The sequence below is a fragment of the Desulfocurvus thunnarius genome (assembly GCF_055390965.1).
Genome location: NZ_AP042411.1, coordinates 2,771,035 through 2,789,915 on the forward strand (window position 1 = coordinate 2,771,035; position 18,881 = coordinate 2,789,915).

The 18,881-nt window shown below is 72.0% G+C and carries 18 protein-coding genes; all 18 read right to left on the bottom strand.

Features of this window, described 5'->3' with window-relative positions:
- The 18 genes from ahbA to ACZ5KV_RS12215 all read right to left on the bottom strand — a co-directional run bounded on the left by ahbA (position 1) and on the right by ACZ5KV_RS12215 (position 18,871).
- On the bottom strand, positions 1 to 465 hold the full coding sequence (ahbA, locus tag ACZ5KV_RS12130; protein WP_464241838.1) for a siroheme decarboxylase subunit alpha: 465 nt from the start codon (positions 463 to 465) through the stop codon (positions 1 to 3).
- A complete protein-coding gene (gene ahbD, locus ACZ5KV_RS12135) occupies positions 465 to 1,694 on the bottom strand; it encodes a heme b synthase (protein ID WP_464239569.1) in 1,230 nt (409 codons plus the stop codon). The genes ahbA and ahbD overlap by 1 nt, the downstream gene beginning before the upstream one ends.
- The gene (hemB, locus tag ACZ5KV_RS12140; protein WP_464239570.1) at positions 1,691 to 2,704 is read right to left on the bottom strand and encodes a porphobilinogen synthase; all 1,014 of its coding nucleotides are present in this window, start codon (positions 2,702 to 2,704) and stop codon (positions 1,691 to 1,693) included. The genes ahbD and hemB overlap by 4 nt, the downstream gene beginning before the upstream one ends.
- 71 nt (positions 2,705 to 2,775) lie before the next feature.
- Positions 2,776 to 2,988, bottom strand: coding sequence for a hypothetical protein (locus ACZ5KV_RS12145; RefSeq protein ID WP_464239571.1), 213 nt, complete (start codon positions 2,986 to 2,988; stop codon positions 2,776 to 2,778).
- Positions 2,989 to 2,996: 8 nt separating this feature from the next.
- Positions 2,997 to 4,178 carry a 12,18-didecarboxysiroheme deacetylase gene (gene ahbC, locus ACZ5KV_RS12150; protein WP_464239572.1) on the bottom strand — a complete coding sequence of 394 codons (1,182 nt, stop codon included), beginning with the start codon at positions 4,176 to 4,178 and terminating at the stop codon, positions 2,997 to 2,999.
- A 246-nt stretch (positions 4,179 to 4,424) separates the two neighbouring features.
- The gene (locus ACZ5KV_RS12155; protein WP_464239573.1) at positions 4,425 to 5,792 is read right to left on the bottom strand and encodes a 4Fe-4S binding protein; all 1,368 of its coding nucleotides are present in this window, start codon (positions 5,790 to 5,792) and stop codon (positions 4,425 to 4,427) included.
- Positions 5,792 to 6,463 (bottom strand): ATP-binding protein, encoded by a 672-nt coding sequence (locus ACZ5KV_RS12160; protein WP_464239574.1) that lies wholly within the window; start codon positions 6,461 to 6,463, stop codon positions 5,792 to 5,794. The genes ACZ5KV_RS12155 and ACZ5KV_RS12160 overlap by 1 nt, the downstream gene beginning before the upstream one ends.
- Positions 6,464 to 6,609: 146 nt before the next feature.
- On the bottom strand, positions 6,610 to 7,284 hold the full coding sequence (locus ACZ5KV_RS12165; protein WP_464239575.1) for a hypothetical protein: 675 nt from the start codon (positions 7,282 to 7,284) through the stop codon (positions 6,610 to 6,612).
- A 99-nt stretch (positions 7,285 to 7,383) separates the two neighbouring features.
- Complete coding sequence (locus ACZ5KV_RS12170; protein ID WP_464239576.1) at positions 7,384 to 7,725, bottom strand: hypothetical protein; 342 nt, start codon at positions 7,723 to 7,725, stop codon at positions 7,384 to 7,386.
- Positions 7,726 to 7,737: 12 nt separating this feature from the next.
- Positions 7,738 to 8,832 (bottom strand): YIP1 family protein, encoded by a 1,095-nt coding sequence (locus tag ACZ5KV_RS12175; RefSeq protein ID WP_464239577.1) that lies wholly within the window; start codon positions 8,830 to 8,832, stop codon positions 7,738 to 7,740.
- A 109-nt stretch (positions 8,833 to 8,941) separates the two neighbouring features.
- Entirely contained in the window at positions 8,942 to 11,320 is a 2,379-nt protein-coding gene (locus ACZ5KV_RS12180) for a glycosyltransferase (protein WP_464239578.1), read from the bottom strand.
- Positions 11,321 to 11,333: 13 nt separating this feature from the next.
- Complete coding sequence (gene fliS / locus ACZ5KV_RS12185; RefSeq protein ID WP_464239579.1) at positions 11,334 to 11,894, bottom strand: flagellar export chaperone FliS; 561 nt, start codon at positions 11,892 to 11,894, stop codon at positions 11,334 to 11,336.
- Between the two features lie 21 nt (positions 11,895 to 11,915).
- Entirely contained in the window at positions 11,916 to 13,580 is a 1,665-nt protein-coding gene (gene fliD / locus ACZ5KV_RS12190; RefSeq protein WP_464239580.1) for a flagellar filament capping protein FliD, read from the bottom strand.
- A gap of 141 nt (positions 13,581 to 13,721) precedes the next feature.
- Complete coding sequence (locus tag ACZ5KV_RS12195) at positions 13,722 to 14,615, bottom strand: flagellin N-terminal helical domain-containing protein (protein ID WP_464239581.1); 894 nt, start codon at positions 14,613 to 14,615, stop codon at positions 13,722 to 13,724.
- Positions 14,616 to 14,848: 233 nt separating this feature from the next.
- Positions 14,849 to 15,673: a tRNA (adenosine(37)-N6)-threonylcarbamoyltransferase complex dimerization subunit type 1 TsaB gene (tsaB, locus tag ACZ5KV_RS12200; protein ID WP_464239582.1), complete on the bottom strand. Its 825-nt coding sequence runs from the start codon at positions 15,671 to 15,673 to the stop codon at positions 14,849 to 14,851.
- Positions 15,674 to 15,677: 4 nt separating this feature from the next.
- The gene (gene rseP / locus ACZ5KV_RS12205; RefSeq protein ID WP_464239583.1) at positions 15,678 to 16,751 is read right to left on the bottom strand and encodes an RIP metalloprotease RseP; all 1,074 of its coding nucleotides are present in this window, start codon (positions 16,749 to 16,751) and stop codon (positions 15,678 to 15,680) included.
- A 51-nt stretch (positions 16,752 to 16,802) separates the two neighbouring features.
- Complete coding sequence (gene dxr / locus ACZ5KV_RS12210) at positions 16,803 to 17,999, bottom strand: 1-deoxy-D-xylulose-5-phosphate reductoisomerase (RefSeq protein ID WP_464239584.1); 1,197 nt, start codon at positions 17,997 to 17,999, stop codon at positions 16,803 to 16,805.
- An 11-nt stretch (positions 18,000 to 18,010) separates the two neighbouring features.
- Positions 18,011 to 18,871 carry a phosphatidate cytidylyltransferase gene (locus ACZ5KV_RS12215; protein WP_464239585.1) on the bottom strand — a complete coding sequence of 287 codons (861 nt, stop codon included), beginning with the start codon at positions 18,869 to 18,871 and terminating at the stop codon, positions 18,011 to 18,013.
- Positions 18,872 to 18,881 lie beyond the last annotated feature (10 nt).

The window sequence follows — 18,881 nt, forward strand, 5'->3', positions numbered from 1 at the left end:
CTACTCCTCCCCGCCAGCGCCCTGCATGGCGAAATCGACCTTGATCTTGAAGAGCCGGGTGGCGGGCAGGTAGAGCACGTCCACCCCCGTGGCCGCGCCGATGTCCGCCAGGGCCCGCTGCACGGTTTCGGGGTCCTCGCCGATGAAGGTGAACCAGACGTTGAACTCGTGGTCGCGCAGGTAATTGTGGGTCACGCCCGGGTGGGCGTTGACCGTGGCCACGAAGTCGTCCATGCGCCCGGGCGGCACCTTGGCGGCGCACAGGGTCGAGTGCCACCCCAGGCGGCCGGACTGGAAATTGGCCCCGATGCGCCGGATGACGCCGGACTCCTTGAGGGCGCGCACCCGGGCCAGGGCCTCGGCCTCGGTCAGCCCCAGGTCGCGGCCCAGCTCGGCGTAAGGCCGCGCGGCCACGGGAAAGCCGGACTGGATCACGTCCAGGATTCTGCGGTCGATGGCGTCCATCACGACTTGCCTCCCTCGTGGCGTGCCCGGGCCGGAACGTGGGAGCACAGCGGCTCCTCGGCCATGTGGTCGCCGGACATGGTGTAGGCCCGGGCCCGGCACCCGGCGCAGACCTTGTGGTATTCGCAGACCCCGCACTTGCCCGTGAAGGCGTCCTGATCGCGGAACTGGTTGAAGATTTTCGAGTTCTTCCAGATTTCCGGGAAGGGCGTGTCGCGCACGTTGCCGCAGTCGAGCACCAGATAGCCGCAGGGCTGGACCTGCCCGGTGTGCGACACGAAGCAGAAGCCCACCCCGCCCAGGCACCCGCGCGACACGGCGTCCAGCCCGAAGTTCTCGAAAGTCACGGGGATGCCCTCGGCCTTGGCCCGTTGGCGCAGGATGCGGTGGTAATGCGGGGCGCAGGTGGCCTTGAGCTGCATGGCCGTGGTCTTCTGGAAGTCGTAGAACCAGTTGAGCACGTCCTCGTATTCGGCGGCGCTGATGACCTCGGCGCCGAGCTGGGCGCCCCGCCCGGTGGGCACGAGCAGGAAGATGTGCCACGCGGCGGCGCCGAGGCTTTCGCAGAGCTTGAAAATGTCCTTGAACATCTCCAGGTTGCCGCGCGTGACCGTGGTGTTGATCTGGAACTCCAGCCCGGCGGCCTTGAGGTATTCGATGCCGCGCATGGAGGCCGCGAAGGCCCCGGGCACGCCCCGGAAGGCGTCGTGCGAGGCGGCGTCGGGGCCGTCGATGGAGATGGACACGCGCTGCACGCCCGCCTCGACCATGGTCCGCGCGCTCTCGGCGGTGATCAGCGTGCCGTTGGGCGACATGACGCAGCGCAGGCCCAGGCTGGTGGCGTAGCGCACCAGTTCGGGCCAGTCCTTGCGCATCATGGGCTCGCCGCCGGTGAAGATCAGGATCGGGTCTCCGGCCTTGCGGAAGTCGTCGATGAGGGCCTTGGCCTCGTCGGTGCTGAACTCGCCGGGGTAGGGCTCCTCGTGGGCCTCGGCGCGGCAGTGCTTGCAGGCCAGGTTGCACGAGCGGGTGATTTCCCAGGCGATGAGCCGCAGGGGCGGGGTGCCGTCGGCCTGGCGGGCGTCGTGGGGGTGGCCGCCGGGGGCCATGGGGTGGGCGCCCGGGTGGCCCTTGGGTCCGTGGCCCGCGCCGTGGGGGTGGCCGCCGGGATGCCCGCCGCCGTGCCCGTCCGGATGCCCCGGCCGCCCGGGGTGCTGGGCCGCGCTCATGAGTTCCCTCCCTGGGCCTGGGCGCGCAGGCGCAGGAAATCCTCGGCGAAGTAGGTCAGGATCAGCTCGGCCCCGGCGCGCTTGAAGGCCGTCAGGCTTTCGAGCATCACGGCGGCCTCGTCGATCCAGCCGTTGGCGGCGGCGGCCTTGACCATGGAATACTCGCCGCTGACCTGATAGGCCGCCACGGGCAGGTCGAAGGCCTCGCGCAGGCGGATGATCATGTCCAGGTACGGCATGCCGGGCTTGACCATGATTACGTCGGCGCCCTCGTCGATGTCGGCCTGGGCCTCGCGCAGGCCCTCGCGGGCGTTGGGCGGGTCCATCTGGTAGGTGCGGCGGTCGCCGAACTTGGGCGCGCTCTCGGCGGCCTCGCGGAAGGGCCCGTAGAAGGCCGAGGCGTATTTCACGGCGTAGGACATGACCGGCACCTGGGTGAAGCCCGCCTCGTCCAGGGCCTGACGGATCTCGCCCACCCGGCCGTCCATCATGTCCGACGGGGCGACCATGTCCGCCCCGGCGGCGGCGTGGGACACGGCGGTCTTGGCCAGCAGGTTCAGGGTCGGGTCGTTGCTGACCTCGCCGGAGGTGTCGTCCTGGCGCAGCAGGCCGCAGTGGCCGTGGTCGGTGTATTCGCACAGGCACACGTCGGTGGCCACCAGCAGGTCGGGGTAGCGCTCCTTCAGGCGGCGGATGGCGCGCTGGACGATGCCGTCCGGGGCGTAGGCGCCGCTGCCCCGGGCGTCTTTGACCTTGGGCAGGCCGAAGAGGATGCACGAGCGCAGGCCCAGGGCCACGGCCCGGCCCACCTGGCGGTCCAGTTCGTCCAGGGAGAGCTGGAACTGCCCGGGCATGGCCTCGATGGGCTTGCGCAGGGTCTGGTCGTCGGTGTCCACGACGAAGTAGGGCATCATCAGGTCCTCGGGGCGGACGTGATGCTCGCGGAAGATGGCGCGCATGGTCGGGGTTCTGCGCAGTCGGCGGCCCCGGAAGAAACAGGGCTGGTCCATGGAATGCTCCTTGGGCGCGATGGCTTTTGAACAAGCGCCGGGGCACCCGGGGGCGCCCCGGCGCGGGGGGTCTACTTGCAGGGCCGCATCCGGCCGGCCTTGGCGCGCTCGGCGTCGCGGGCGGCCTCCTTGCGGGCCTCGGCCTCGGCCAGGCGCTCGGGGCTGAAGACGATCTCGCGGGTCAGGCCCTCGCCCTCGCCGCCGAAGTATTCGTCGCGCCGCGTGCTGGCCGCCTGCACCAGCCGGAAGCCCGCGCACACGCGCGCGCGGGCGTAACCGAACATGGACAGCCTCAGGCCTTGATCTCTTCGTCCGTCAAATAGCAGGCGGGATCCTGAGCCCAGATGTCCCCGTAGTAGGCTTCCGCCCGGGCCCTGAAGTTTCCGCCGCAGATGGCGAGGTATCGGCATGTGGCGCACCTCCCGCCGACGTGTTGCTTCTTGTCCTTGAGCTTGTGCAGCAGTTCGATGGACGGGTCGTCCCAGATTTCGGAGAACGGGCGCTCCAGCACGTTGCCGAAGGTGTGGTTGCGCCAGAACTGGTCGGCGTGGACCTGCCCGTCCCACGAGATGCAGCCGATGCCGCGCCCGGAGTTGTTGCCCTCGTTGAAGTCGAGCAGCCGCTTGACCTCGGCGGCGCGCGCGGGGTCTTCCTTTTGCAGCCGCAGGTAGACCAGGGGGCCGTCGGCGTGGTTGTCCACGGTCAGGACTTCCTTGGGTTTGCCCTTGTCGAACAACTCGCGGGTCTTGTCCATGATCAGGTGGACGGCCTCGCGGGTCTCCGCGTGGTCCAGGTCTTCCTTGATCAGCTCCGAGCCGCGCCCGGAGTAGACCAGATGGTAGAAGCAGATGCGCGGAACCTCAAGCTCCTCGATGATCCGGAACAGGGTCGGGATTTCACCCTGGTTGCGCTTGTTGATGGTGAAGCGCAGCCCGACCTTGAGGCCCTCGGCCTGGCAGTTCTCCACGCCCTGGAGGGCGCGCCTGAACGAGCCGGGCACCTTGCGGAACTTGTCGTGGATCTCCTCGCCGCCGTCCAGGGAGATGCCCACGTAGGACAGGCCGATCCGCTTCAATTCGCGGGCCTTTTCCTTGGTGATCAGCGTGCCGTTGGTGGAGATGACCGCGCGCATGCCGTTGGCCGTGGCGAAGCTGGCCAGTTCGGGCAGGTCCTGGCGGACCAGGGGCTCGCCGCCGGAGAACAGCATCACCGGCGCGCCGTAGTCGGCCAGGTCCTTGATGATGACCTTGGCCTGCTCGGTGCTGATTTCGTCCTGGCCGTCGGGGTCCACGGCCTGGGCGTAGCAGTGCACGCATTTGAGGTTGCAGCGCCGGGTCATGTTCCACACGACCACGGGCTTCTTGTCCTTGGAAAATTGCAGCAGGTGGGAGGGCAGGCTCTTGGAGTCGCGCCCGTAGCGCAGGGCGTCCGAGGCCTCCACCGCGCCGCAGTAGAGCTTGGAAATGCCGATCATGAAAAAACCTCCGTGTGGCGGGGGGCGCGCCAGGCGCGCGCCGTCCGGCCGGGATTGCTGGAATCGCCGCCGAGGCGGACCAGCACCATAGACCGCCTGGACGGTGGAGTCAAAGGAACTGGGCCGCGTGGAGCATTGATAATGGTAATCATCCGGCGGCGGACGGCAACGCCCTCCGCCCGGGCGCGGGGCGGCGGGTCGGGTCGCCGGAGAGGCTGTCCCCTCCGGCTCCGGGCGTTTTCGGAATCAGATTCGCGCCACGCCCAGGAACACGGCGTGCAGGCTGACGGCCAGCACGGCAAACAGCGCCCGGGCCCGCCGCGGGGAGAGCCCCGGGAAGCGATAGCCCAGGGCCGCGTGGGGGCAGCGGGCCACGCAGTCGCCGCACAGGGTGCAGGTGCCCCCGGGGCGGCCCTGGGCCAGGCGCTCGGGGCTCAGGGCGCCGTAGCGGCAGGCGCGCAGGCAGGCCCCGCAGTCCGTGCAGCCCGGGCCCACGCGCACCCGCAGCGGGGTCAGCCGCCCGAGCAGGGTGGCGGCCAGGCCCATGGGGCAAAAGGCCGTGCAGTGGACCATGAGCCCCCGGCGGCGGCTGAACAGGAGCATCACGGCCACCCCGGCCAGGCCGAAGGCCGCGGCCAGCCCCACGGCCAGGGCCACGGGCGCCCCGGCCACGCGCAGGCCCCAGGCCGTCAGGAGCACCAGCGCCGCCAGGGCCGCGCGCACGGGCCCGCGCCAGGGCGGCAGGGGCCGGGGAACCTTGTGCCGGGCGGCCGCCGCGCCGTCCCATGCGCCGATGTAGCACAGCCAACTGCACCACGCCGGGCCGACCACGGCCACCGTGGCCAGGAACAGCCCGGCCATGAACAGGCCCTCGCCCCGGAACACGGGCCCGGCGGCGATGAGCGCGGGCACGGGCAGGTGCAGCGTTCCGGTCATGAGCAGACGCTCGGCCCCGGCCAGCCCCAGCAGGAGCTGGGCGAAAAACAGCGTCGAGAACAGGCCCCAGGCCCGCAGGCGCAGCCGCGCCCAGCGTCCGGGCCCGCCCCCCGGGGCGAGCAGCGCGCGGACCAGCCACGCCGCGTAGGCGCCCAGGGCCAGCACCAGCGGCCAGCCCGCGCCGGGGAGGAAGCGGTCGGGCAACAGGATGGGGAAGGGCACCTTGGCCCGGCAGACGGCCAGCAGGCCGACGGTCAGCGCCAGGGCCAGGGCGGGCGGCCAGTGCGGGGCGGGGTCGGCGCCGTGGCGCCGGGCGGCCGGGCCGCGCTCCAGCAGGACCATGCCCGCCGCCGCCAGGAGCATCAGCGCGGCGAGGATGGCCGCCAGCCGGGCCCAGGGCAGGCCCATGGCCACACGGAGCTCGATCAGCTCGCCGCCCGCGCGGGCCCAGGCCAGCACGGCCCAGGCCAGGGCCAGTTGCGCGGCCCGGCGCACCCAGCCGTGGGGCACGGCCAGGAGCAGCGGCGCCAGGGCCCAGGCCAGGGCCAGGCCCCGGTCCCCGGTGCGCAGGGCGTGGGCCGCCAGCAGCCACAGGGAGAGCGCCGCCGGTGCCAGGCAGGCCGCCGCCGGCATGCGCGACGTTGCGCAGGGCGCGGTCGCCCGGGCCGGGGCGTCCATCAGTCCCGCTCCGGGGCGGGAGGCGGATCCGTCAGGGCGGCGGCGCCCAGGCGAGCCGCCACGTCGCCGGGGCGCTCGTGCCCCCGGCGCGCGGCCCCGCAGGCGGCCAGGAAGGCCGCGGCCCGGGCGGGCAGGGCCTCTGGGGCGTGCAGGCCGGGCAGTTCGTCGGCCAGGCGCGGGTGGCGCCCCAGCTTGCCGCCCACCAGCAGCCGGAAGCCGCGCCGGGCGACGGCCAGGGCCCCGGCGGGACAGGCGGCGACGCAGGCCCCGCAGCCCAGGCAGCGCGCGGCGTCGATGCCCTGGATGGCTCCCAGGCCGTCCAGCAGCACGGCGCCTTCGCGGCAGGCGGCGGCACAGGCTCCGCAGGCGATGCAGGCGTCCGGCGTCGCGGCGGGCAGGGCCGCGCCGATGGCGCCCACGTCGGCGATTTGCGGCTGGGAACAGGCGTTGGGGCAGTAGGCCACGGCCACGCGCAGCAGGGTATGGGCGTGGGGCTGGTCCGTTCCGGCGCCGGCGGGCGCGGTTGCCAGCTCCGCCAGGGCGGCGGCCAGAGCCTGGGGCAATTCGGGGGCGTCCAGGGCGCGGCGCGGGCAGTCCACGGCGCCCCGGCAGGCGGTGACGCAAAAGCCCGGGCCGTCCAGGCGCACTGTGCGGGGAGGAGGGGTGCTCATGGCGTCAGTCTAGGCCCTGGCGGACGGCGCGGCTTTGACCGGAGTCAAAAAGGGACGGCGACGGCGGGGCGGGCGAAAAGCGTCTCGACCCCGGGCCTGCGGCCGCGCCCTTGTCCGGCCCCGGGTGCCGGGAAAAGATTCCGGCGCTATTCCAGGGCCGAGGGCGCGCCCTCGCCGGGTTCGGGTTGGCCGTGATTCCAGGCGGCCACGGGGGCGCCCATGTCCTCGGCCAGGGCGGCCATGATGGCCTGCACCGGCTCGGCGGGCAGGCGGGATTTCTTGGTCAGCAGGATGAAGTCGCGGGTCTGGGCGTTGCGCATCTCGCCGGAGTGGGCCATGGACCACAGCAGGGTGCCCGCCGCCGCGTCGTAGATTTCCAGGCGCAGGGAGACCTGGGTCGTGCCCGACGAGCCGCCGAACATGACGTGGGTGATTTCGCCGCCGACCAGGAGGTCCGCCGAGCCGTCGGCCAGGTGCATGGCCTGGTCCGGGCCGCGCCAGGTCTGGCCCTCGGCGAAGGCCAGCCCCGGGAACACGCGCTCGCGCAGCCAGGACTGCCAGAACACGCGCGACATCTCCTCGGCGTAGATCTGGCCGTTGGCCATCTGCGGGCGCATGCGCAGAGGGAAGAACACCGCCCGCAGCGGCTGCATGGGCGGGTTCTCTGGTTCGATGTAGATTTCCGGCTGCCAGGCGCGGGTGACCAGCTCGTCCACGTAGAGCACGGGCGGGTTGGCGAAGTCGCCTTCCAGGGCGCAGCCGCCCAGGAGCAGGGCGGCCAGCAGGCAGGCCGAAGCGAGAAGGACCGGGCGTGCGGACATGCGGAACCTCGACGGGCTGGCGTTGCCGGGCGCACGGGCGCCCCGGCGCCGGGCGGGCCCGGCGCGCAGGGAGAAGCAAGATGCGTACCGCCCGCGCGGTTACTGGAGGGTGGTTGTCGGCGGCGGCGAGGCCTGCATGGATTCCAGGAGCTGGTCGCGCGAAAGGATCAGGCTCTTGCGCAGCTCCAGGCGCTTTTGGGGCGACAGGCGGCGGAACTCCGGGCGCTGGGCGATGCGCTCCAACTGGTCCATCTCTTCGAGGATGCGCTGGGCCCGGGCCGAGAACGAAGGATCGTCCTGCCAGAGTTTTGACGCCGCGTGGGCGATGTCGCGCAGTTCGGCGGCCATGTTCAGGAACACGGCGGGGTCGATCTCCCGCGCCAGCCTGCGGGCCTCGCGCCATTGGCGCCAGCGCTCCATGAGCGTGTGGAACAGCCGCATCCCCGGCCTCCGCTACTGCCCCGCGCCCTGGGGCAGGCCCTGCATGGCGGCGACCACCAGGGCCAGGGCGGCCAGGGTGTAGAGCCCCACGGCCAGCCCGGCCTTGAGGAACGAGGTCTTGTGCGCCCCGCGCAGGGCGTAGACCAGCAGCACGATGCTCCAGGCCGAACCCACGTACATCCCGGCCACGGGCACGACCATGCACAGCGACGGCAGGGCCGAGTAGGCCACTGCGCGCACCGTGGCCTGGAATCCGCCGGATACGCCCTGGAGCAGCGTCAGCACCAAGTGCAGCATGGAGGCGATGCCGAACAGAAAGACGCTCAGCAGCAGCGGCCCGGCCACGAGGATGAACAGGTACGAGGCGCCCACGGCGGCCCCGGCGGTCAGGCCCTGGACCTCGGCGGGCAGGTCGGCCCCGCCGGGGGTCTGCACGCCGTGCAGGGCGAACTCCACGGCAAGCTGGAGCATGACGGCCACGATGTTCAGCAGCAGGTAGTAGACCACCGGGCGGCCGTAGCCCCGGTCCACGGGCATGGTTTCGAAGAACAGGCGCGGGGCCACGGCCGTGCGCTTGCAGGTCTCCCACAGCCCGCCGAAGAATCCGAACTGGTCCAGACGCTCGAAGGGCACGTCCACCACCGGGGCGCCGCCGGGGCCGCGCGGGTCGTCGTCGGCGCTCCGGCCCCGGCCGGGGTGGCGGTCGCCCAGGTCCTCCAGGCGGTCCCAGATGTCGCCGTCCGGGCGGCCCGGGGCGTGCGGCGCATCGGGCGCGTCCTCGTCCGGGGCGGGGTCTTCCTGCAGGCGGCCGATGTTGCGCACGGGGCGGGTGTCCGGCGCGGGGGCGGGCTCGGGCCGCGGGGCGGCCGCGGGGGCCTCAGACGCCGCGGACGCCGGGTATTCCGGAGCCGCAGGTGTTTCCGTCGCTCCGGGCGCTTCCGGTGTCGCCGTCGCCTCGGGCGCCCCGGCGTCCTCCAGGGCGAAGTCCAGCTCGCGGAAGCGGAATTTCGTGCCGCATTGGGGGCAGGTGGCCTTCACCGAGCTGGCGGGCACCTTGTCGTCGGGAATGGAGCGGCTGTATTTGCACTTCGGGCAGGTGATGTCCATTGCGTGTCCTTCCTGGTTGTGTCCAGTTCGCAAGGATACATGCAAGCCTGCGGGATAGCAACAGCGCGGCTTGCGGCGGGCCGGGCCGCGCCGGTGCGCGCCCGGGGCTTCAGGCGGGGTCGAAGGGCAGGATCACGGCGCGCGGGGCGCCGGGGCCGGACGCCCCGGGCAGCAACTCCGGGGCCAGGGCCGGGTAGTCGGCGGACAGGACGTGCCGCACGCCGCTCCCGCCCGCGCGGTCGAAGCCCGCGAGCTTGGCGCGCACGCCCTCGGGGTCGCGCAGCAGGCGGTTCAGGTGCAGGATGGACAGGTCCAGGGCCACGCCGAAGGGCCCGCGCGCGCCCGTCAGGCGTTCGTGGACCGGGCGCCGGTAGCGCAGGGCCGGGGTGCGGCGCAACAGGCGCGGTTGCAGGTCCGGCCACAGGCCCAGCCCGGCCAGGACGCGCGCGCCGTCGGGATGCAGGGTGCGGCGCGGCAGCAGGAAGAGCCCCAGGCCGTGGGCCTCGCCCCGGAGGGCCAGCTCGCGCGCGGCCAGCCAGCCGCCGGAATCCAGGCGCTCGTCGGCGTCGAGCACGAGCACCCAGTCCGTGGCGCAGGCGGCGAGCATGGCGTTGCGCTGGGCCGCGAAATCGTCGCCCAGGGGTCGGGCCAGGTGGCGCACGGGCGCGGCGCAGGCCGGGGGCGCGGCCGGGGGCGCGGCGGCGTCCCAGAGGGCCACCACCTCGGTCACCCAGGGCGGCACCTGGGCGAAGAAATCCTCCAGCCCCGGGTCGTCCGGAGCCAGGATGGCCGCCAGGGTCAGGGCCGGGACGGCGGGCGCCGGACCGCCAGCGGGCGCCGGGTCCAGGGGCCGGGCCTGGGTGAAGAGCCGTCGGGCCAGGGCCCAGCCCCGGGCGCCACCCGCACCCTTTGCGCCGCCCCGGGTGCCCTGGATGCCCGGATACAGGCGCAGGTGGGCCGTGGCCGGGGTCAGGCCGTATAGGGTCCAGAGCAGGAAATGGGCCCACGGCGAGGTGTCGGCCAGCAGGACCGTGCGCCCGCCCGGGCGGGCCCAGGGCGCCCCGGGTTCGTCCAGGGCCGCGCGGGCCAGGGCCGTGTCCAGTTCGCAGACCGTGAGACCCACCCCGGGGGGCAGGGCGGCGTCCAGGGCCCGGGCCAGGTCGCCCGTGCCCAGGCCGAGCAGCAGCACGTGCTCGCGCGGCTCGCGTTCCAGGGCGCGCAGGCAGCCGCCCTGTGCCGCGCGCAGGGCCCCGGGCGCCAGGGGCGCGGGCGCGGCGGCCGGCGCCTGCCCGGCGAAGCCGAAGCGCGCGACCTCGGCCGTGTAGCGCGCGAAGGGATGCGGGACGCCGACGGGGGCATGCTGGTTCCCGTTCGGCTCGGGGGCGCGTTGCGGGCGGGGGGCGCGGGCGGCATTCCCGGCGGTGGCTCCGGCCGCGCTGCGGTCGGGCAGTTCGTCGTAAATGTCCATGAGCCGCGCGGCGACCACGCGGGTGTCGTACAGCGCGCGGGCCTTGGCGCGCCCGGCCTGGCCCAGGCGCCGGGCCAGGGCCGGGTCGGCGAGCAGCCGGGCCACGGCGGCGGCGTAGTCTTCGGGCGTCGCGGCCACCAGCCCGGTGACGCCGTGCTCCACCAGTTCGAGCTGGGCGTTGTCCTTGAGGCCCGGGCAGGGGTGGGTGACCACGGGCAGCCCGGCGGCCATGGCCTCGGCGATGACCATGCCGAAGGTCTCGCCCGTGTCGTTGGCGTGGGCCAGCACGCCGAGCCCGCCCAGGAAGGCGGCCAGGGCCGCGTCGCCGCTCACGGGCTCCATGAAGCGCACGTGCGCGTCCAGGCCGTGGGCGGCGACCCACTCCCGGGCCTGCGGGGTGCCGCCGATGACGCGGTATTCCGCCCCGGGCACGTGCGCGAGCAGGTGCGGCAGGAAGTCCAGGGCCAGGGCCGACCATTTGCCGGGGTCCGCACGCGACACGCGCCCGGCCACGGGCGGCGCCCCGGGGGTCGGCCCCGGGCAGGCGGCGAAGGCGGCGGTGTCCACCGGGTTGTACAGCACGCGGTGGCGCGGGCCGGACACGTCCACCCCGTGTACGGCGCCGTAGCGGCGCAGGCAGAAGCTGGAGACGAACAGGTGGCGGTCGATGACGGCGGCCTGGGGGCTGGGGTCGTGGCGGCCGAAGACGTTGGTTTCGACCACCGCCGCCGCCCCGGCCAGGGTCACGCTGCGCAGCAGGCGCGGCTCGGGCCAGCCTGCGCGGTGCAGGTGGATGATGTCCGGCGCGGTGCGCGCGGCGGTGCGCAACAGGTCCGGCCCGATGTGCACCGGGATGCCCAGGGCCGTGAGCTGCGCCCGGCGCGGGCCGTCGGCAAAGGCGTGGACCACGGGACGGTAGCGCGCGGGGTCCATGGCGGCGGCCAGCAGTTGCATGGCCTTTTCCGTGCCGCCCAGGCCCAGGCCCCCGCAGACGTGCAGCACCGTGCGCGGCGCGCTCATGGCCGGGGCCCGCTCACCCCTGGCGCGAGGGGCCGTAGGTGCCGGGCATGGCGCCCTTGTGCGCCGGGCGCAGCACGGCCCGGGGGCCGTAGGTGCCCTGGGGCTGGGGCCGGGGCGCGGGCTCCGCGGCCGGGGCCTCGGGCGCAGGGGACTGGGCCTGGGGCACCTGCGCCGGGGCGGGCTCGCCCTGGCCTGCGGCGGCCTCGGGCGCGGTGTTCTTGATGCGGCTGAAGGCGTCGCGCAGGGAATCGAGGATGCGGATGACCTCGTCGATCTTCTCGGGCTTCATTTCCAGGTTGGCCCGCAGCAGGCGCGTGTTGCAGTAGAAATAGAGCTGGTGGAGGTTCGCGGCCAGTTCGCCGCCCTTTTCGGGGTTCAGGCTTTCGTCCAGCTCGGAGATCACGTCCATGGCCCGCGAGATGAGCATGCCCTTGCCCGCATAGTCGCGCTGGGCCATGCTCGCCTTGGCCTGGTTCAGGTACTTGATGGCCCCGTCGTAGAGCAGGATCAGGAGGTCGCCCTGGGTGGTGGTGGTGACCTGGGTCTGGAAGTATGCCTTGGCGGCCTTGAGCATGAGCGTCTCCGGAGGCTTGCGTTACGAGGTCGAGGAGGACAGTTGCTTGGTCTGGTTTTCCAGCGAGGTCTTCATGTTCTCGTAGTAAGACAGCGTGGATTCCAGCCGGGCGAAACGCAGTCGCAACGATGTTTCCGTGCGCGATATGCGGTCTTCCTCAAGGGATATCTTCTTGTTGATGTTGTTGATGATGTTTTGGTAGTTCTTTTGCAAAATATGCAGCGGGCCGGACACGGAGCTGGTCAGATCCGTAAGCTTTTCGCCGATTTCACCGGCCTTGCCGAGCTTGAGATGCACCGTGCCGGTCATGGTGCTCGACGGCGTGAGGTTGGCGACGTTGAGCACCAGACCGGCCACAGGCGAATTGGACGGGCCGGTGAGCGTCGTGCCGCTGACGGCGGCGGCGTAGCCGCCGATGGTCGCCGAGACGATGGCGCCCGAGCCGTCGGTGGTGTACTCGACATCGTAGCTTCCGGCCTCGGTCATGCCCTTGATGTAGCCGCCGAAGGAGAAGTCCGGCGAGTCGGTTTCGCCCTCGTAGCTCGTGCTGAACAGGGCGGCCAGTTCCTCGGGGTGTTCCTTGAGGGCCTTGAGGAAGTCCTCCTGGTCGATCTGCAACAGGCCGCGCGTGGGCGAGCCCTCCTCGGCGTCGGTGGTGATGCCGATCTGGCTCAGGGTGGAAATCGCGTCGGCGTCGTAGTCGAAGCCCAGGCCCTTGCCCGCCGTGATCTCCTTGAGCTGGGAGCTGATGATCTGCAGGCCGTAGTTGCCCGTAAGCAGCGAGCCCTGGACGGTCTGGTCGTTGAACTTGGTCAGGTTGAGCAGTGCGGTGCGCACCTCGTTGATCTTGTCCACGAAGCTCTGCACGTTGGACAGGATGGCCGCTTCGTCATTGGCCACGGTGATGACCGTGGTCCCGGCGTCCTTGACGGTGAAGGTCAGGCCCTCGACCACGTCGGCCACGGTGTTCGACGCGGATTCGATGGCCAGGCCGTCCACGGTGAACTTGGCGTTCTGGGCGGCCTGGGTGCTGGTCCAGTCCGCGGCCTCGAAGCCCGTCAGGGTCGTGCCCGCGCCGATGGTCACGGTCTTGTCCGCGCCCATGTCCAGGCCGCGCACCTGGAGATGGTAGCTGCTGCCGTCGTAGACGATGCTGGCGCGCACCCCGGGGTTGTCCGGGTCCTTGTTGATCTGGTTGACCAGGGCCTCCAGGGTCGTGCCCGCCGCGACATTGATGGTCATCGTCTGCGGGTCGGCGGTGCCGTAGGTCAGCTCCAGCACGCCGTCGGCGGCGGCCACGCTGTCGGTCCTGGCGGCGAAGCCGGTGGCCAGGTCGGTCAGGACGTTGGCCTGGGCGATCTGGGTCACCACCACGGTGTGCGTGCCGGGTGCGGCGCTGCTGTCCGCCGTGGCCGAGGCCACGTAGGGGTTGGAGATGTCGCCGGTCTTGACGAAAAATTCGTCCATGGTGTCCATGGTTTGCATGTGCGTCTTCAGGTCCAGGAGCATGGTGTTCAGTTCCTGGAAGGCGACCTGCTTGTCCTCCCAGTCCGTGCGCCAGGTGATGAGCCGCTGCTTGTGGACGCTCTGGGCCTTGACCATGGCGTCGATGATGGCATCGAAGTCCGTGTCGCTGCCGAGCCCTGTGATACGTACCGCGCCTGAGGTAAGATAGTCGCCCGCCATGTTCCCTCGCTCCTCGCGTGCAAAAAATTCCTGACCTGAGCCTGACGCCCTGGCGGATGCAAGGCCGGTGCCAGCCGGGCGGCGGGGCAGGCCGCGCCCGGGCGGGGCGCGGCCTGACGGCGGAGCGCGCGCGGGCCCGCCCTAGCCGCCCAGAAGCTGCATGGCCAGCCGCGGCAGGCTGTTGGCCTGGGCCAGCATGGCCGTGGCCGACTGGGTCAGAATCTGCTGGCGCACGAATTCCGTCATCTCCAGCGCCACGTCCACGTCGGAGATGCGCGACTCCGACGACTGGAGGTTCTCGGCCTGGACCTCCAGGTTGGTGATGGTGTTCTGCAGCCTGTTCTGCAGCGCGCCCAGGCTGGCGCGGATATTGTCCTTGGAGACGATGGCCTCGTTCAGGGCGTCCAGGGCGTGCTGCGCGGCGGACTGGGTGGAGATGGAGTACCCCGCGCCGCCGGCGGCGGACTGGTTGCCCACGCCCAGGGCCGACGCCGTGGCCGTGTTGACCTGGATGTAGTAGTAGTCCTCCGAGCAGTCGTTGCCCGTGCCGAAGTGGATCTTCATCTTGCCCGTGGAGGCCATCGCCGATCCGTCGTGGGTGTCGCCGGAGAGGTTGCCGTTCAGCAGGTAGATGCCGTTGAAGTCCGTGGCGTTGGCGATACGGGTGATTTCCGAGGCCATGGCCTGGTACTCGGAGTCGATGATCAGGCGCTGGTCGGAGTTGTAGGTACCCGTGGCCGCCTGTTCGGCCAGTTCCTTCATGCGGATCAGCTTTTCGTCGATGACCCCCAGGGCGCCGTCCGCCGTCTGGATCAGCGAGATGGCGTCGTTGGCGTTGCGGGCGCCCTGGTGCAGGGCGGCGATTTCCGAACGCATGATTTCGCGCACGGCCATGCCCGCCGCATCGTCGGCGGCGGTGCCGATACGCAGCCCGGAAGACAGCCGGCGGACCGACGTTCCAAGCGCCCCAAACGAGTTGCTCAGGTTCCTGGCGGCGTTGATCGCCATCAGGTTCGTATTGATGACCAGAGACATGCCACTTTCCTCCATGAAAGTCCGTTCTCTGCCCCCGGCGTCCATGCCGGGTATGCGAAGGCCCACGCGGGTGCGGAGTCTGGCTGTCCTTGCCGGATCGCTTCCGCGTGTTGCTGGTCTCATCGGCGGGGTCGGCCGAAGGCTTTAGGGTCGGCTTGCGGGTACGGGCAAAGACGGCGCCGCACGGCGCGCGGGCCGCGCCACGGGCGCTAGGGCGGCGGCGGGCAGGGAGCTCAGTCGGCGGAAGGAAGGGGCGGGCAGCCCGCCGGGGCATCCAGACGCGAGGTGGCCGCGATGAGGCGGCGGCGGGCGGCGGCGGGGTCCAGCCCGCGCCCGGCGGCAATGGCCGCCAGGTTGTCTTCGGCGTCGCTGGCGCGCAGGTAGAGCGGCGCGGGCGGCTCGGGGCCGAAGGCGGCGCTGGCGGCGGCCCGGGCCAGCACATGGGCCAGGGGCTGGTCGAAGCGCGTGTCGATCGCCCGGCCCGGCCGGGCCAGTTCGGGCAGGGCGGCGGCAAAGAAGTCGGCATTGTTCCGCAGCCCGCTGCCCAGGGCCCGGCAGGGGCCCGGCAGGGCGGCCAGGGCCCCGGCGGCCTGCTCCAGGCTCATGGGCGCGGGCCCGGCCAGGGGCGTCGCGTCCGGCATGGCGAAGGGCTGCATGTACACCTGCCCGCCGCGCGAATGGGTGACGACGGCCAGGGTGCCGTCGAGCAGCGGCGCGGGCCCGGCGGCCAGCAGGGGCAGGTAGTCCAGCCCGGCCAGCGGCAGGCCCGCCGCCCGGGCCAGGCCCAGAGCCATGGCCATGGTCATGCGCAGCCCGGTGAAGCTGCCCGGCCCGCGCACCACGGCCACCCCGGTCAGGTCCGCCGCCGTCAGGCCCAGGGCGCCCAGCAGCCCGGCCAGGGCCGGGGCCGTGTGGCGCATGGCCCGGCCGGGCACGGCCAGCTCCTGGGCGGCGAGCACGGCGCCGCCCTGGGCCAGCACGAGGTGCAGGTGCTCCTCCGCGCCGCACAGCGCCAGCGCCGGGCGCAGCACGGGCTCCTGGGGATGCTTGCGGGCCACGGCGTCAGGACGGCGCGGTGAACAGCCGCAGGATGTCGTTGAAGATGGCCAGCCCCATGAGGGCCACCAGGAACACGATGCCCAGGCGGGTGGTCATCACCTGCCAGCGCTCGGGCACCGGGCGGCGGAAGACCATCTCCAGGGCGAAGAACAGGATGTGCCCGCCGTCGAGCACGGGGATGGGGAACAGGTTGATGAGCCCCAGGTTCACGCTGATGATGGCCGTGAGCAGCAGGACGCTGACGATGCCCTGCTCGGCGCCCTGGCTCACGAGCTGGGCGATCATGATCGGCCCGCCCACGGTTTCCAGGGGGATGACCCGCTCCACGATCTTGACCAGGGCGTTGAAGGTCAGGACGATGTAGCCCCAGGTGTCTCTGGCGCCCTCGATCAGGGCCGAGCCCGCGTGCATGGGCAGGGTGGCCAGCTCGCCCGCCGAGCCCACGCCGAGCATGGGCGTGGTGATGATTTCGCCGAAGATGGAGCGCCTCTGGGCCAGGCGCGGGGTGACCTCCATGACCAGGGTCGCGCCGTCGCGCTCCAGGGTCACTTCCATGGGTCGGCCCTGGCTGGCGCCGATGCGCTCGGTCATGTCGTTCCAGAAATGCACGGGCGCGCCGTCCAGGGCGACGATGCGGTCGCCGGGCAGGATGCCCGCGGCCTCGGCGGCGCTTTCGGCCTGCACGCTGCCCACGGTGGTGGCCATCTCGGTCTTGCCCGCCGTGGCGTAGATGCCGAAGAGCACGACCCAGGCCAGCACGAAGTTGAACACCGGCCCGGCGGCGACCACGAGCATGCGGTGCAGCGGCGGGCGCAGGGAAAAGTTCTCGGCTGCGGTGAAGCCGTCGGGCTGGTCGTCCTCGGCGGACTCGCCCACGAGCTGCACATAGCCGCCCAGGGGCACCAGGGAGAGCTGGTAGCGCGTGCGGCCCCGGTCGAAGGCCAGCAGCCGGGGCCCGAAGCCCAGGGAAAAGGTCTTGACCCCGATGCGCAGCAGCCGGGCCACCAGGAAATGGCCCAGTTCATGGAAGAAGATCAATGCTCCAAGAACCAGGATGACGGCAAAGGCACCTTGCATCGCGGGGGATCTCCAGTGTCCGGCCCGGCCCCGGAGGGGGCGGGGGCGGCGTCAGGGGTTGGCGGCCCAGGCGCGGACCGTGGCTCGGGTGGCGCCGTCCAGCTCGAGGATGGCCTCCAGGCTGTCCACGGCCCGGGGCTCGTGGGCCTCCAGGGCCCGGCCCACCAGGGCCGGGATGTCCATGAAGCCGATGGCCCCGGCCAGGAAGAGTTCCACGGCCACCTCGTTGGCGGCGTTGATGGCCACCGGGTGGCTCGGCCCGGCCTCCAGCGCCCGGAAGGCGTAGGCCAGGCACGGGAACATATCTAATGCCGGGGCCTCGAAGGTCAAGTGTCCGGCGCGCACCAGGTCCAGCGGCTCCAGGGACAGCGGCGCCCGCCCGGGCCAGCACAGGGCGTAGGCGATGGCGATGCGCATGTCCGGCGGGCCGAGGTGCGCGAGCACCGAGCGGTCGTGGTATTCCACCAGCGAATGCACGATGCTCTGCGGATGGACCACCACGTCGATGGCCTCGGGGCCCAGGCCGAACAGGTGCGCGGCCTCGATGACCTCCAGGCCTTTGTTCATCAGGGTGGCCGAGTCCACGCTGATCTTGGCGCCCATGGACCAGTTGGGGTGGGCCAGGGCCTGGGCGCGGGTGACCCGCGCCAGGGCCTCGCGGCCGCAGCCCCGGAAGGGCCCGCCCGAGGCCGTGAGGATCAGGCGGCGCACGTGGCGCGGATCGTGCCCGGCCAGGGCCTGGAACAGGGCGTTGTGCTCCGAGTCCACGGGCAGGATCATGGCCCCGGAGCGGTGGCACTCCTCGCGGAACAGATGCCCGGCCAGGACCAGGGCCTCCTTGTTGGCCAGGGCGATGACCTTGCCCGCGCGGGCGGCGGCCAGGGCCGGGGGCAGCCCCGCCGCGCCCACCTGGGCCGCGAGCACCGTGTCGGCCTCGGGCAGGGTCGCCAGCTCCACGTAGGCCTCGGGGCCGACGAGGATTTCGGGGGCGTAGCCCGCAGGCAGCAGGGTGCGCAGTTCGTCGGCGGCGGCGGCGGTGAGCACCGCCAGCCGGGGCGGGCGCAGGGCGGCGGCCTGCGCGGCCAGCCGGGCGGCGTTGCGGGCTCCGGCCAGGGCCAGAACCTCGAAGCGCCCCGGGTGCTCGGCCACCACGCGCAGGGCGCTGACGCCGATAGACCCGGTGCTGCCCAGAACGACCAGCCGCCGGGGGCCTTCGGGCCGGGGAACGAGGGGCGAGATGTAGCGCATGGCGGGGCGCCCTAGTGGACCGGGGCGCTGCGGAAGAAGTGGAACACGGCGTCCAGCCCCGCATAGGTGGCCACGGCCAGCAGCAGGCTGTCGATGCGGTCGAGCACGCCGCCATGGCCGGGCAGCAGGGTGCCCGAGTCCTTCACGCCCAGGCGGCGTTTGAGGGCCGACTCGAAAAAGTCGCCGAACTGGGAGGAGACGTTCAGCCCCGCGCCCAGCAGGGCCCACATCCACCACGGGCGCCCGGCTCCGGCCCCGGCCAGCCAGAATTCGTCCGCCGCCCCGGCCAGCAGGCAGACGACCACGCTGGTGCTCAGACCGCCCAGGCTGCCCGCCCAGGTCTTCTTGGGGCTGATGCGCGGCCAGATCCTGGGCCCGCCGAGGAGCGAGCCGGTGTAGAAGGCCCCGGTGTCCGAAGCGAAGGTCGCCAGCAGCACCAGGATGATCTCCATGCGCTCGAAACCCATGAGGAACTGGAGCATCACCGGCAGGTAGAGCAGGCCCGTGAGCAGCACCGAGGCCCGGCCGTAGGAGGACTCGTCGCTCGCGTCTTCGCTGCGTTCGGAATAGCGGCACAGGAACCACAGGCTGCACACCCAGAAGGCGGCGATGAGCGCGCCCAGGATCAGCCAGGGCTGGCCGATTTTGCCCGCGTAGAGGATGAGCAGGCCCAGGCCCAGGCCCGCGACCTTGAGCGGCACGTGGCGCCCGCCGCTCCAGGACATGCTGTAGAATTCCCACAGCCCGGCGCTGGACAGGGCCGCCAGCAGGGCGAACTCGGTCCAGCCGCGCAGCGAGATGGCCAGGGCCAGCAGGGGCAGCAGGATCAGTGCGGTTACGATGCGCTTCTTGTGCGAGTCGGACAGGGGCATGGCGGCGTCT